Annotated in this window: 15 protein-coding genes; 1 reads left to right on the forward strand and 14 read right to left on the reverse strand. The window is 67.8% G+C overall.

The genetic code is table 11. The features are described from left to right. Positions 1–50: 50 nt before the first annotated feature. The 9 genes from ACFU5V_RS15275 to ACFU5V_RS15315 all read right to left on the reverse strand — a co-directional run bounded on the left by ACFU5V_RS15275 (position 51) and on the right by ACFU5V_RS15315 (position 7,310). Positions 51–494 carry an RDD family protein gene (locus ACFU5V_RS15275; protein ID WP_378700301.1) on the reverse strand — a complete coding sequence of 148 codons (444 nt, stop codon included), beginning with the start codon at positions 492–494 and terminating at the stop codon, positions 51–53. Further along, a complete protein-coding gene (locus tag ACFU5V_RS15280) occupies positions 491–1,354 on the reverse strand; it encodes a hypothetical protein (protein WP_378700303.1) in 864 nt (287 codons plus the stop codon). Before ACFU5V_RS15280 ends, ACFU5V_RS15275 begins: the two co-directional genes overlap by 4 nt. Then, on the reverse strand, positions 1,354–1,668 hold the full coding sequence (locus ACFU5V_RS15285) for a WXG100 family type VII secretion target (RefSeq protein ID WP_276136680.1): 315 nt from the start codon (positions 1,666–1,668) through the stop codon (positions 1,354–1,356). The genes ACFU5V_RS15280 and ACFU5V_RS15285 overlap by 1 nt, the downstream gene beginning before the upstream one ends. Continuing rightward, entirely contained in the window at positions 1,665–2,168 is a 504-nt protein-coding gene (locus ACFU5V_RS15290) for a YbaB/EbfC family nucleoid-associated protein (protein WP_378700306.1), read from the reverse strand. Before ACFU5V_RS15290 ends, ACFU5V_RS15285 begins: the two co-directional genes overlap by 4 nt. 180 nt (positions 2,169–2,348) lie before the next feature. Then, entirely contained in the window at positions 2,349–3,146 is a 798-nt protein-coding gene (locus ACFU5V_RS15295) for a hypothetical protein (protein WP_378700308.1), read from the reverse strand. After that, positions 3,136–5,421, reverse strand: a complete 2,286-nt coding sequence (locus ACFU5V_RS15300) for a hypothetical protein (RefSeq protein ID WP_378700310.1) — start codon at positions 5,419–5,421, stop codon at positions 3,136–3,138. Before ACFU5V_RS15300 ends, ACFU5V_RS15295 begins: the two co-directional genes overlap by 11 nt. Further along, positions 5,418–5,753, reverse strand: a complete 336-nt coding sequence (locus ACFU5V_RS15305) for a hypothetical protein (RefSeq protein WP_378438026.1) — start codon at positions 5,751–5,753, stop codon at positions 5,418–5,420. Before ACFU5V_RS15305 ends, ACFU5V_RS15300 begins: the two co-directional genes overlap by 4 nt. Positions 5,754–5,827: 74 nt before the next feature. Next, positions 5,828–6,457 carry a class I SAM-dependent methyltransferase gene (locus ACFU5V_RS15310; RefSeq protein ID WP_378700312.1) on the reverse strand — a complete coding sequence of 210 codons (630 nt, stop codon included), beginning with the start codon at positions 6,455–6,457 and terminating at the stop codon, positions 5,828–5,830. Positions 6,458–6,542: 85 nt separating this feature from the next. Next, positions 6,543–7,310 carry an SDR family NAD(P)-dependent oxidoreductase gene (locus ACFU5V_RS15315; protein ID WP_124392077.1) on the reverse strand — a complete coding sequence of 256 codons (768 nt, stop codon included), beginning with the start codon at positions 7,308–7,310 and terminating at the stop codon, positions 6,543–6,545. A 156-nt stretch (positions 7,311–7,466) separates the two neighbouring features. Between ACFU5V_RS15315 and ACFU5V_RS15320 the strand changes: the two genes are divergently transcribed. Then, positions 7,467–7,814: a hypothetical protein gene (locus ACFU5V_RS15320; protein WP_378700314.1), complete on the forward strand. Its 348-nt coding sequence runs from the start codon at positions 7,467–7,469 to the stop codon at positions 7,812–7,814. 1 nt (position 7,815) lies between these two features. Here the strand turns inward: ACFU5V_RS15320 and ACFU5V_RS15325 are convergent, their stop codons facing one another. The 5 genes from ACFU5V_RS15325 to ACFU5V_RS15345 all read right to left on the reverse strand — a co-directional run bounded on the left by ACFU5V_RS15325 (position 7,816) and on the right by ACFU5V_RS15345 (position 12,890). After that, on the reverse strand, positions 7,816–8,163 hold the full coding sequence (locus ACFU5V_RS15325) for a UBP-type zinc finger domain-containing protein (RefSeq protein ID WP_378700316.1): 348 nt from the start codon (positions 8,161–8,163) through the stop codon (positions 7,816–7,818). Continuing rightward, a complete protein-coding gene (locus ACFU5V_RS15330) occupies positions 8,156–9,604 on the reverse strand; it encodes an ATP-binding protein (protein WP_378440414.1) in 1,449 nt (482 codons plus the stop codon). The genes ACFU5V_RS15325 and ACFU5V_RS15330 overlap by 8 nt, the downstream gene beginning before the upstream one ends. Before the next feature lie 13 nt (positions 9,605–9,617). Next, positions 9,618–11,294 carry an FAD-dependent oxidoreductase gene (locus ACFU5V_RS15335; RefSeq protein WP_378700318.1) on the reverse strand — a complete coding sequence of 559 codons (1,677 nt, stop codon included), beginning with the start codon at positions 11,292–11,294 and terminating at the stop codon, positions 9,618–9,620. Positions 11,295–11,376: 82 nt separating this feature from the next. Further along, positions 11,377–12,081 (reverse strand): TMEM165/GDT1 family protein, encoded by a 705-nt coding sequence (locus ACFU5V_RS15340; RefSeq protein ID WP_378700321.1) that lies wholly within the window; start codon positions 12,079–12,081, stop codon positions 11,377–11,379. 281 nt (positions 12,082–12,362) lie between these two features. Continuing rightward, positions 12,363–12,890, reverse strand: coding sequence for a hypothetical protein (locus tag ACFU5V_RS15345; protein WP_005248897.1), 528 nt, complete (start codon positions 12,888–12,890; stop codon positions 12,363–12,365). Between the last annotated feature and the right edge of the window lie 29 nt (positions 12,891–12,919).

Here is a 12,919-nt window from a genome sequence, read left to right on the forward strand (position 1 = left end):
GCGGTTGACGAGTCCAGGGACTCCTTACGCACGCACGGGCGGCGAAGCCGCTACTGGTGAACGTCCCTGCGGCGTACCACGAGCGGAAACCCGTCCTTACCCTCGGTCGGTGTGTCCTGGAACAGAAATGCCGCGAATCCCAGGACCCAGCACCGCACCAGAGCGCCGAAGGTGGGCCATCGACCGTCCGCTGGTCGGATGACGCACAAACCGAGAAGCCACTTGCCCAGAGTGACGTGATAGATCGATTGAACAACGGTGCGGTGCATGAAGGACAACAGCATCCACGTGCCAACGGCGACAGCAAGCGCCACCATGGAGTCCTCGGGTGGAAGTACAGCGCCCCCGACGCTATCGGCGAGAACGGCGACGCTGAGATGGAGGCCGGCATCGATCACGAATGCCAACGTGCGACGGAGTCGGCGAGGCGACGGGTATCGCTCAGGGCCTACCGGAACCGGCCCACGCGCATCGAGTGTCCAGGCTTCGCTCACGATCGTGTGTCCCCATCCGGCTGCCCGCTGAGATCGGCGATCGCATCGTCGAGCCCTGTTCGCGAAAGTGCCTCATCCACGACAAATCCGGGTGCCCGGTTGGCTCCGACCGTCGCATTCTGCGCCTCGGCGCCGACGTATCCCGTGACGACACCGCGAGGGTCGTACATCTTCTCGATGCCGACGACACCGTTGAGCGCACCTTTGACGGTCCCGCTGACCACACCCTTCGCGCCGGCCTCGGCGATGTTACCGAGGTCGTATCCGTCGCGTCGTCCTTCCTTGTTCTCGTACACCTGGACTGCAGTCTCCAGAATTGCTTGAAGGCCGGCACCCTGTGCCGCGCCCTTCAGAGCGCCGACGGCGGCGCGTCTGAGGATCGAGGTGATCAGCTGCCGCATGATCATCCGTACGGTGACCTGCGTGGCGGTCTCCGCCGCGAACGCGGCCGGACTTGCCGCACCGAACGTCATCGCGCTGGCCACGGCCACCGCGACGAGTTCGGCCGCCAGCACCACCAGCGCCGCGATGATCGACAGCTTCGCGACCCGGACGTCGTCGGCCGACCAGTCCAGCATGTCCCCGAGTTCGTGGAACAACTCCGACAACTCGCGCAACGCACCGTCCGCACCGATCCGCGCCCACTCCTGCGCCATCGCCGTCTCGACGTCACCACTGACACCGGACAACGCCGACCGGATCGCGGCATCGGCCTCGTCGATGATCTCGTCGAGCGAGGTGCCGGCGTCCTTCCACCCCTGCCCGAGCCGTTCCATCGCCGTCTCGTCCGCATCGGGCCAGTCCGCCCCGACCACCTTCTCCGCCAACCAGCGGACCCCGCCCGGAACCTCGATGCCCATCAGAACAGCCCGGCGAGGCTGGACGCGGTGCCGCGGTCGGTGTCGTCGAACGAGTCGGCGGTACTCCGGAGCTTCGACCCGACCGCCGCCAACGCGGCGACGGCGAATCCCAGCGAGTGTTCGGCCGCGTCCGCGGACGGCAGATACCCGCTCGCGAACGCCGTCCCGGTCTCGTCGGCGCCCCAGCACTCACCCTCACCGTCGAGGGTCGCGGTCAAGGTGGCGGCGACCTCGGCCATCCGCTGCGACAGGGCGTCGAATCGGGGTGCGACGCCGCGCAGATGCGCCGGGTCCACCCACAGCTGCGCGCTCACTGCCACCCGTCCCGCAGCAGCGGCCGATTCCACGACCCGTCGCCGTGATCGTCCCGGGCCGGTTCCGGATCCGACGGGGTACCACCGCCCTCGGGGACCAGCGGCGGGAGGAAGTCCCGCAGGCTCGGCGCGCCGGGAACGAGGTCCGGCAGATCCGGCAGGGTCGCGGTCGCGGACACGATCGATCCCATGATGCGCATCGACTCCGCGTGCGCGGCCACGCCGGCGCGGCGGGCGGCGTCGGTCATCGCGCGTCCCAGCGATTCGGGGCTCGAGCGCCGGAACGCGTCCGGTGCCAGGTGCACCTCGATCACCCCGCCGACGGAGTTCACCACCACCTGCACCAGCCCGTCGGCGGACTCACCCGTGACGCGTAGCTGTGCCACCTGTTGCTGAGCGGCATGCAGATCCTGCGTTTGCCGGTCGAGTGTGGCCAGCATCGAATCGATTTGACCCTGCAGTTCCTGCTCACGCACCCGCAGGCCTTCACGGTCGAACATGAATCCCCCCTTGACGTCTCGCGCCGCACCCAGCCGCAGCACGGTGTGACCGCACGACCCCCACAGTCGCGTCGCGGGCGAACACTACCCCTCACGCCGGCGATGCCGCCACCGAGTCGGGTCCCGTGAGTGGTTGACGAGTCCAGGGACTCCTTACACACGCACGGGCGGCGAAGTCGCCTACTCCGAATTCGCGGGCCCGATCCACTCCGGATACTGGACGGCGACAGGCATCGTCGGCGGCTCGAAACCGGGAGGCGGAACGAGGTTGCCGGACGCATTCGCGGCGAATGCCGGGAACTGCTGCTGCCACCAATCCGTACAGCCCTGAGGAATGACATCACCGTCCAGCCGTCGCAGGTAGTGGAGCTTGGTGATCTTCCAGCCCTCGAACACATTCCACGTCGGCACCCGATGCGCACGAGCGTCCTGCTGGGCGGGGTCGGTGTCCGGAACGCCCGGCTGCCCCGGGTCGTCAGCGGTTCGCTCGAGTTCGATGCGGAACGCCGCATTGAGCCCTTCCACACTGAAATTCGGGCCCGGATCCGCATGCAGGTTGTAGCTGCACACGGTTGCCCCGATACCTGGACCCGTCTCCCTGTATGCGGTGATGTGGAGGAAGTTGGTCAGGGGAACTTGCTCGTCCTCATCGGGCTCGAGCCAGGTGAAGAACTCTTCCTTGTCGGGGTTACCCGGTCGAGTGGGGCCACCGACTGCCGCGGGATATCCCGGAAAGGACTGGGCCTGACCGACGAACCGCGTGTAATCGGCTGCCTCGTAGGCACCTCGCACCAACTCAGGTCCGCGCTGTACCAGATCGACGCCAGGATCGGCGGACCACACGTTCGTGTAGAGGATGGCGGGTGACTGTTCGACGGCGGCGATCCCATCTCCAACGTTGGGTGCGCAGCCCGCGACGAGGGCTGTCGTAGCCGCGATCGCCACGAACCACTGGGAACTCCTGCGATCAACCGTCATTGCGAACCACATCGTCGTACCCATTGCGCATACGCTCGCCGTTGCCGTCTGCTGGATTGCCGAGACGACTGAACATCGTCTGATAGCCGTCTTTCAGGAGTGAACGGGTCGCAGGATCGGATTGGACCTCCTCCCAACTCCGAAACTCTCCGGAGCCGTCGAATGCCCAGGGGAAATCGACGCGAGCTGACGGCGGAAGCTCCGGCGTCGCTTGGAGAATGTTGTAGTAGTCGCGGTAGAAGTCCGGAGCTTCCAGGGCGACGGAGGGTGCCGGCCCCGGCGCCTTGCCGATGACGGCGTCCTGCAGGGGGTCGCCACCCGCGTCGATCATGGTGTTGATGAATTCCCCGCCGGGAAGGCGGTCCAGTCCTACGGAGCCGATGCTGGTGAGAGCGCCGTAGGCCGCGGCTTTGCGGTCGTAGATGGCCTGTGCTTGTTCGGCCTTGTCGCTGTAGCTGTCCTCTGTCGAGAGGAGTAGTCCCCTGTCCATGAGGCCGTGGATTCGGCCTGCGGTGGAGAGGTCGCCACCGGCCAGGGGTGCCGCGGGGTCGTGTGCGTACCGGCCCTCGGCGGCAAGGATTTCCTGCATCGAGTACTGGGTGAAGTGTGTTCCGGCCTCGGGATCGGTGTTCATCACGGCGAATACGTTCGACGAGCCGCCGAAGTGGTTGTTGTCGGCGGGGTCTGCCCAGGTGCCGATGTCGAAGCCGGGGTTCTCCGGTCGTCCGGCGCCCGCGAGGTCGCTGATGTACGGACTCATGCTGTGGGACATGGTCCGAAGGAGATCCGGGTTGACCTGCCCGACGGATTGCCCGTCGGTGCCGGGGATCCCTCGGAGCGTGTCCCAGTCGGTGCTCATGTTCTCGGCGACGGCTGACATGATCTGCCCGCTGCGTGTCGCGGCTTCGACGTCGGCCGGGTTGCCGGGGTCCTCGACAGTGGCCTCTGCGTCGTCGAACCGGAACATCGAGGCTGCTGCTTGCCCGTTGTCTGACCAGTTGTGAGTGAGGACGTCGCGAACCAGATTCTGGCCGGTATCGGGCTGGGTGACTGCGTTCTGGACGGCGATCTTGTCGTCGCCGACGGCGGTGAAGATGCCTTCGGTGATCGCCGTGTTCTCCGTTCCCCGGCCGTCGACCGTGAAGTACTCGAATTTGTGGTTCGGGTTCTGTTCGTGCGCGACCTGGGCGTCGAGGTACTGGCGGCCGACCTCCAGGAGGTGCTGGTCGAGGCTGCTGCCGCTCTTGTACTGCGCATCGCCCGCCTGGACGATGTCGGCGATGGCCTGGTTGTCGGCGACTCCGTTCAGTTCGACGCTGGACGCACCGGTGGGTCCGACCATCTTGAAATCGCGGGTCACGAGATCGTCCCGGGTCAGCGATTCGACCATCTTGTCGGGTAGCAGGTTCAGGCCACCGGTTGTCGGCACCTGCGAGTCGCCCTTGACGGTGGCCGTGATCTTGTCGTTCGACACGATCTGAAGCGAGTTCGCCAGGGCGCGCGCCGAGTCCGGAGGCAGCTTGTCCATGATCTGCTGGATCTCCTGTGGGCTCTTTCCGTCCAGTGACCGGCTGACCTGATTCAGGTACTCCATCTGCGACGCAGGGATCGTCGCGGCGTTGCCGGAGTTCACCGCGTCGAGTTGTTCAGGGGTCAGTTCCCCGGCCTCGGTCAGCCTCTGGATCTGCTCGGGATTCAATCCGGCGGGGTCGGAGACGAGTTGCGTCCCGTCGGACGCACCCTGGTCGGAGCCCAGCGCCGCGGCGGAGGTGAACGTTGCCCGCAGCCCGTCGCGAGCGGAAGCGAGTGCGTCCCTGACGGTTGCGTCGGCAGTTTCCGTCGCCGACGCGGCGTCGGCGATGTCGCGTTGCCACCCAATCATGTCGTTCACGCGATCGTTGTCGGGATCGGGGGTCCCGGGATCGGTGACCGTCAGGTCGTCGGCTACGCGGAAACCCGCAGACTCGGCGGCCACGATCGCCATCCGCGCACGCTGCAGCGGTGCGTCGACGTCGTGGAAACCCTGTTTCGCATGGTTGGCGAGTGCTTCCAGTCGATCCACCACGACAAGTGCCGTCTTCTTGTCGGCATTCGCCCGGTTCTGGGCGGCTTCGGCGGTCTTGCCCTCCCAGTAGGCGTCGTTGACCTTGGTCACGCCGTCGACGTATCGGGTGAAGAGATCTTCGACCTTGGTGCCGAGGGCGATCCATGCGTCACCGATCTCGGTCAGAGACGCGGGATTCCAGGACTCGATCTGGGTGCGAGTGAGACTCATGCTTCACCGCTCCACTCGCCGGTGGCGTTCGCGTACGCGGCGACGAACCGGTCGGCTGACGATTCGTCCTGGTTTCGGTACTCCTGCGCGACATGGATCATCACGTCGCCGGTCTCGCCGAGTCGTTCCTCGATCGCCGGCACGAGCGCTGCATCCACGAGATCCGCGGAGATGCCCGACGCCTCGATGACCGAGGCCATCACGCCTCCTGCGGACGACAGGTAGGGGCCGGCGGCCGGGCCGGTTCTCAGACCACCCGCCTCGTCGGCCAGCCCGTGCAAGGTTTCCCCCAGCTTTTCGAGCTGCTCCAGATCAGCTTTCAACGTCCCCACGAAGCCCCCCTCGTCTGTTCACGGATCGACAGCAGCCTAGCGCCCCGTGAGTGGTCGACGAGTCCCCGGACTCCTCAGGCGCGCACGGGTGGCGAAGCCGCAACCCCGAGGGAGTAGGCGCCGACGATTTTCGGTGCGGCTGTCTCGTAGAAGCGGTCGAGGTCCTGGATGTCGAAACCGGCATTCGTCACCAGGGCGGGGATGTCGCGGGTGAGGTGGCAACCGCCGGCGACGGTTTTCTGGATCGGTTCGAGCCGCCGCTGCCAGCGCTGCACGTTCTCGTCCGGGGCGAGACCGTGCTCGACGAAATGCAGTGTGCCGCCGGGTTTCAGGACCCGCCGGATCTCCCGCAGTGCGGCGTCGGCGTCGGGGATGGTGCACATCGTCCAGGTGGACAGTGCGGTGTCGAAACTGTTGTCGGGGAAGGGGAGTGACTGACCGTCGAGGCCGGACCGCTCGACCGGTGTCGTCGACGCCGCCAGGCGCTTGCCGGCCAGCTTCCAGCCGAGGTCGGCGGGTTCGACGGCGCTCACCGACTCGACGGCCGCCGGATAGAACGGGATGTTCAGACCCGATCCGAATCCGATCTCCACCACCCGTCCGTGTAGCCCAGAACAGACGCGTCGTCGCGACGGCTCCGTGAACTTCAGCCCGCAACTGATGTCGACGAGCCGCGGAACGATCCGGTCCGAGTAGAACCCCATGCTCACCTCCAGGAAGGGCGCTTCGCGCCCGTGCGTGGGAAAGGAGTCCAGAGACTCGTTAACCGCGCACGGGCGGCGGAGCCGCCTACCGCGGCGCCATGCGCAGAGCGCCGTCCATACGAATGGTCTCACCGTTGAGGTAGTCGTGTTCGACGATCATCTGGACCAGTTGTGCGTACTCGGCGGGCTGCCCGAGGCGGGAGGGGAACGGGACGCCGGCTTCGAGGCCCTTGCGGTATTCGTCGGTGACGCCGGCGAGCATCGGGGTGTCGATGATGCCGGGGGCGATCGTGTTGACGCGGATGCCGAACTGGGCGAGGTCGCGGGCGGCGGGGACGGTCATGCCGTGCACCCCGCCCTTGGACGCGGAGTACGCGATCTGGCCGATCTGCCCCTCGAACGCGGCGACGGACGCGGTGTTGACGACGACGCCGCGCTGCCCGGACTCGTCGACGGTGTCGGTCTTGGAGATGGCGTCGGCGGCGAGGCGCATCACGTTGAACGTGCCGAGCAGGTTGACGGTGATGACGGTGCGGAACAGTTCGAGGTCGTGCGGGCCCTTCTTCGACAGAATGCGGCCGGCCCAGCCGACGCCGGCGCAGTTGACGACGATGCGCAGCGGCAGGCCCGATTCGACGATCTTCTCGATCGCGGCCTGAACCTCGTCGCCGCTGGTGACGTCGGTGGCGATCAGGGTGACGCCGTCGGGGACGGTGTCGCCTGCCCGTTCGATGGACTGCTGCAGGTCCAGTCCGAACACGGTGGCTCCGGCGTCGGCGAGACGCTTGGCGGTGGCGGCACCGAGGCCCGAGGCGGCTCCGGTGACCAGTGCGGCGGTTCCCTGAATTTCCACAGTGCGCATCCTTCGTTTCCGGCGACCTCCGTTGGCCGACCCTGGTGACCTGCACCATAACGGTCGCCCGGTGTGACGGGGGAGGCGAGGGAAGCATTGCCGGCGGGGGAACGGGTAGTTTCTCTCGCGGGTGGAGCGACGACCGTAGGGGGACGGATGACCGAGGATCGGCTCGAAGTGGATCGGGACGCGTTGGTGCGGTGCATCGCCGCGTGCGAGGTGCTGGCGGCGGACATGCGGGACCTGCGGGAGCGGGCGCACCGCGAACTCGCGCCGGAGAACTTCGGCCTCGGCGAAACCCATCTGCGGTCGGCGGCCGAACTGGCCGCGCGGTTCCGGGCGACGGCGATCGGCGGCCCTGGCGTCGCGGAAGAGAATTCGGCGGTCGGGACGTTCGCCGCGCACGAGCGGTACGCCCTGGACCTGAAGGCGACGTTCGAAGCGGCGCTGACCCGGTACGACGAGCAGGACGCGGCGACGGCACGGCGTTTCGCGCAACTCTGAGTCAGTGAATGTGCGCCTGCCAGTCCGGCGGAACGCGCGAGCCGGGACCGGGAACCGTCTGGTCGACCGGACGGTGGTGCGGCGAAACCAGTTCGGGGCCTTCGAACGCCGTCTCGGTGGCGTAGTTCCAGAACCACGACTCGCCCGGTTCGAAGCTCTGGACGACAGGGTGGCCGGTGGCCGCGGCGTGCGCGCTGGCGTGCTGTTCCGGCGACGAGTCGCAGCACCCGATGTGCCCGCACTGCGCGCAGCGGCGCAGGTGCACCCACCACCCGCCGGCGCTGTCGCATTCGAGGCAGCCGTCGCCGCTCGGCGGCACGCTCGGGTCGATTCCGTCCAGCTCACCCATCGGTGACTCCTTCTGCTGCTGCGACTTCGGGTTCGATCGGAATGCGGACCTGGAACCGGGTGTCGCCCGGTTCGGATTCCACACGCAGGTCGCCGCGGTGCTTCTTCACGACGATGCGCCAGGAGATGTCGAGGCCGAGCCCGGTTCCCTCGCCCACGGGTTTCGTGGTGAAGAACGGTTCGAAGATGCGGGACCGGATCTCTTCGGGCACACCCGGTCCGGTGTCGCCGATCTCGATGAGCGCCATGTCGCCGTCGCGCCGGGTGCGGACGGTGAGGGTGCCGTGGCCGTTCATGGCGGCGACGGCGTTGTCGATGAGGTTCGTCCACACCTGATTGAGTTCGGCGGCGTACGCGGGGATCTGCGGCAGCGTGGGATCGTATTCCTTGACCACCGTGACCGAGTCACCGATCTTGCGGCCGAGCATCACCAGCGAGCTGTCGAGCAGTTCCCGCAGGTCGATGCGCTGGTAGGGGGCACGGTCCATCTGCGAGTACTGCTTCGCGGCGTTCACGAGCGTGGAGACCCGGGCGGTGGAGTCGGCGATCTCGTTCATCAGCAGTTCGGTCTCGATGGTGTAGTTGAGCCAGCGGATCGCGCTCTCGACCATCGCTGCGTCGTCGACACTGGCGACGATCCGCTCCAGCCACGGCACGTCGAGACCCGCCTGCACGAACGTGGGCGCCAGATCCCAGCCCCCGGAGACGCCGTGGTCGTCGAACCAGTCGCCGAGTTCGTCCTCGCGGTCGGATGCTTCGAGCGGGGTGAGCGTCGGCGCCTTCGCCACCAGTTCGGCGGTTTCCTCCTGCAACCGGATCAACGTGGCCAGCGCCTGCCGGTCGTACACCCCGGACGCGATGACACCGAGTTTCTGCCGCATGTGCGACACCCGGTCGCGTAGCGACGCCGTCGCCCGGACCGCGGCGGCCGCAGGGTTGTTCAGCTCGTGCGTGAGCCCCGCCGACAGCGACCCCAGCGCCAGGAGGCGCTCCCGCTGATCGACCACCTGCTTCGCGTTCTGGTTGCCGAAGAACAGCCCCTCCAACAGGTGCACGGCCATCGGGAACCATTCGCGCATCAGCTGCCCGAACCGGTCGGCGTCGAGGACGAAGAACTTCGACGGCGCGGTGACGCGCATCGACGCGGTGTACGTCTGGGGTGCGCGGTCGCCGAGGTACGACTGCCAGGCCCCGGAGTACACGCCCCGCTGCGACGTCCGGTTGAACTCGATGTCCTCGCCGCCCGACAGCTTGCTCAGCACGAGTTCGCCCTCGATCAGCACGTAGAAGCACGTCGCGACCTCACCCTCCGCGAACACCGGCCCGGGTTCGATCAGCTCGACGTGCCCCTTCTCGCAGAGCTGCTCGAGCTGGTGGTCGGTGAGCTTCTCGAAGAGGAACAGCGTCCTCAGCTCGGGGGGATCGCACGGAAGTCGGCTCATGGTCTGCCCCTGGTCATGGTTGGCCGATGTAGCGGTGGACGAGCATCACGGCCATGGCGCCTTCGCCGACCGCCGACGCCACCCGCTTCGCCGACTCCGAGCGCACGTCCCCGGCGGCGAAGATGCCCGGAACACTCGTCTCGAGGTGGTGCGGGAGGCGGTCGAGGGGCCAGCCGCGCGGTGGCTTGCCGTCGACGACGAGGTCGGGGCCGGACACGACGAACCCGTTCTCGTCCCGCGCGACGACGCCGTCGAGCCAGTCGGTCCGCGGGGCGGCGCCGATGAACAGGAACAGGAATCCGGCGTCGACGGTCTGCTCGTCGCCGGTCGCGTTGTTGCGCAGCCGGATCTTCTCGAGGTGCGCGTCGCCCTCGACGCCGATCACCTCGGTGCACGGCCGCACGCGGATGCGCGGGTTCCGTTCGATCTGCTGGACGAGGTAGTACGACATCGAATCCTCGAGCGACTGCGCCCGCACGACGATGGTGACCGTCCGGGCGCCCCGTGACAGGTAGACGGCGGCCTGTCCGGCGGAGTTGGCCCCGCCGACGATGTACACGTCCTGGTCGGTGCAGCGGGCCGCCTCGGTGACGGCGGAACCGTAGTAGACGCCGCGGCCGGTGAGGTCGTCGACGCCGGGCGCGGGATGTCGCCGGTACGAGACGCCGGTCGCCAGGATGATCGTGTGCGCGTCGACGGTGTCGCCGTCCGCGAACCGGACCGTCCGCGCCGAGCCGTTGACTTCGAGCGCCACGACGTCGCGGGTGGTGATCAGTTCGGCCCCGAACCGGGTGGCCTGCCTGCGGGCCCGTTCGGCGAGTTGCGCGCCGGACACGCCGTCGGGGAACCCGAGGTAGTTCTCGATGCGCGAACTCTGCCCCGCCTGCCCACCGGTGGCCGTCCGCTCGATCAGCGCGGTGCGCAGCCCCTCCGAGGCGCCGTACACGGCGGCGCCGAGTCCGGCCGGGCCTCCGCCGACGACGACGAGGTCGTAGAAGTTCTCCGACGGGTCGGTCCGCAGTCCGAGATGCCGGCCCAGTTCGGTGTCCGACGGTTCCACCAGGCATTCGCCGTCGGCGCAGATCACGACCGGCAGGCGCCGGCCGTCCTCGCCGGCGGCGCTGAGCAACCGCCCGCCCTCCGGCTCGTCCGACATGTACCAGCGGTACGACAGCTGGTTGCGGGCCAGGAACTCGCGCACCTCCGAAGACCGCGGCGCCCAGCGATGCCCCACGACCTTCGTCTCCTCGGCGGGGTGGTGATCGGACGACGCCCACGCCTCGAGCAGGGCGTCGACCACCGGGTACAGCTTCTCTTCGGGCGGATCCCACGGTTTGAGCAGGTAATGGTCGAGGTCGATGACGTTGATCGCCTCGATGGCCGCGTTCGTGTCGGCGTACGCGGTGAGCAGCACCCGGCGCGCGACCGGGTACAGGTCCATGGCCTTCTCGAGGAACTCGATCCCGCTCATCGCCGGCATGCGGTAGTCCGCGAGGATGGCCGCGACGGGATCGCCGCGCAGCTTCATCTGCTTCATCGCGTCGAGCGCGGATTCGCCGGATTCGGCGCGGATGATCCGGTATTTCTCACCGTATCGGCGCCGCAGATCGCGGGCGACGGCGCGCGACACCCCGGGGTCGTCGTCGACGGTGAGAATCGCAGGCTTGCCGCTCGCTACGGGATGGTTCACACACGCCCTCTCGTCCGTGAGAACTGCGAGGTACTCCAAGGACTCCGAGTATTGCCCCGGGGCGCGTCTTTGTCGACCGGGTTCAGTCCTGGTGCTGCATCTGTTCCGGCTCTGCCGCGGCAGCGCGACGGCGCCGCGACCACGCGGTGCGTCCGGCCGCACCGGCCAGCGCCAGAACGACGACGGCGCCCCCGGCGATCGGACCGGCGATGTTGCCGGGGAACAGGCCCTCGAGCAGCAGCCAGGCACCGAACGCGAAGAACAGCACGGCCGCGCCGACTCGGATGACGCTCTCGGGCAGATGCTTGCCCAGGACGGCGCCGACGACGATGGCGAGGGCGTCGGCCGCCACCATGCCGACGGTCGAGCCGATCCACACGCCGACCGTGTCGTGGTCGGTGGCGAGGGTGATGGTGGCGAGCATGGTCTTGTCGCCGAGTTCGGCGAGGAAGAACGCGGACGTGACGGCCAGGAACGCGGAGCGGGTGGCGCGGCCCGCCTTGAGTTGCTCGTCTTCGCTGAGGTTGTCGCCGCGCAGCGTCCACGCGCCGAAGATCAGGAACGCGATACCGCCGACGACGCTGATCGCCGCGGTCGGCAGCGCGACGCCGAGGTAGTGCCCGACGGCCACGGACACCAGGTGGACCACGGTGGTCGCGACGGTGATGCCGGCGATGACGACCCACCAGCGGTAGCGCAGGGCGAACGTCATCGCCATCAGCTGGGACTTGTCTCCCAGTTCGGCGACGAAGATCACGCCGAAACTCAGCAGCGCGGCGGTCAGCACGGCACATCCTCCTCCGGTAGTGGGTCGGAGGATGAAATGGATTCCTCCGGCCTGGCAGACGCGGCGATGCGTCTGTCGGCCGAAGGTCTCGCCCACCGGTGTGGAAACCGGTCCGCCAGGCCGGGCCCGGAACCTCGCAGTGCGAGATTGCCGCGCCAGTATGTCGACACAGGCGATTGGGGGCTACTCCCCTTCGTTGTGATCCACGTTAGCGAGGGTCGAACGAAAAGGCAAAAGCGACAAGAAGTTTGGGCTCCCGGGGGCTCAAACTTCGGGTGCCCTCACGAGGCCAGCAGCATGGCCAAAACGGCGGTGTCGGGATCGCTGATCGGGTCGATGCCGACCCGGCTGACCATGGACGTCACCGTCCCGTCCGCCTCCGCCTCCACCCACGCCGCCCGGTGTTCGAGCCCGAGATGGGGCAGGCCCGGCAGCAGGACGCAACCCGAGGCGGCGCCCGCGCATTCGGGGAGCGACGGGGTGGTCTCCGACGGCGGGTGCAGCATCATCAGCGCCGGCGGCTGATGATCCGCGAAGCGGCCGGGGGCGAGCGCGAACTCCCCGAGGACGGTGCCCTCCGCCACCACGAGACCGACCGTCTCGGGTTCGGGTTCCTCGGGCAGATCCTCGTGCGCGCCGAAGACCGTGGTGGTGTGGAGCAGCCCCGGAACGCACGCCACCCGCACGGCGAGCGCCAGAAGCTGCGCCCATTCCTTGGTGGTGTCGGGCCAGCGCCCCGAAATGACGAATCCCCGCAAGGTACCCGCGGCCTGGAAGGGCGAGATGCCGATGTAGCCGTCCCTGTTCATCTCTGCCTCCTCGGTGTGATGACACGCTT

The organism is Rhodococcus sp. NPDC057529 (assembly GCF_042802055.1).
Lineage (GTDB): Bacteria > Actinomycetota > Actinomycetes > Mycobacteriales > Mycobacteriaceae > Rhodococcus_F.

Bases quoted from the DNA above. Each gene is read 5' to 3' on its own strand.
- ACFU5V_RS15280 (WP_378700303.1), bottom strand. From the start codon at position 1,354: ATGGGCATCGAGGTTCCGGGCGGGGTCCGCTGGTTGGCGGAGAAGGTG.
- ACFU5V_RS15290 (WP_378700306.1), bottom strand. From the start codon at position 2,168: ATGTTCGACCGTGAAGGCCTGCGGGTGCGTGAGCAGGAACTGCAGGGT.
- ACFU5V_RS15295 (WP_378700308.1), bottom strand. From the start codon at position 3,146: ATGACGGTTGATCGCAGGAGTTCCCAGTGGTTCGTGGCGATCGCGGCT.
- ACFU5V_RS15300 (WP_378700310.1), bottom strand. From the start codon at position 5,421: ATGAGTCTCACTCGCACCCAGATCGAGTCCTGGAATCCCGCGTCTCTG.
- ACFU5V_RS15310 (WP_378700312.1), bottom strand. From the start codon at position 6,457: ATGGGGTTCTACTCGGACCGGATCGTTCCGCGGCTCGTCGACATCAGT.
- ACFU5V_RS15320 (WP_378700314.1), top strand. From the start codon at position 7,467: ATGACCGAGGATCGGCTCGAAGTGGATCGGGACGCGTTGGTGCGGTGC.
- ACFU5V_RS15325 (WP_378700316.1), bottom strand. From the start codon at position 8,163: ATGGGTGAGCTGGACGGAATCGACCCGAGCGTGCCGCCGAGCGGCGAC.
- ACFU5V_RS15330 (WP_378440414.1), bottom strand. From the start codon at position 9,604: ATGAGCCGACTTCCGTGCGATCCCCCCGAGCTGAGGACGCTGTTCCTC.
- ACFU5V_RS15345 (WP_005248897.1), bottom strand. From the start codon at position 12,890: ATGAACAGGGACGGCTACATCGGCATCTCGCCCTTCCAGGCCGCGGGT.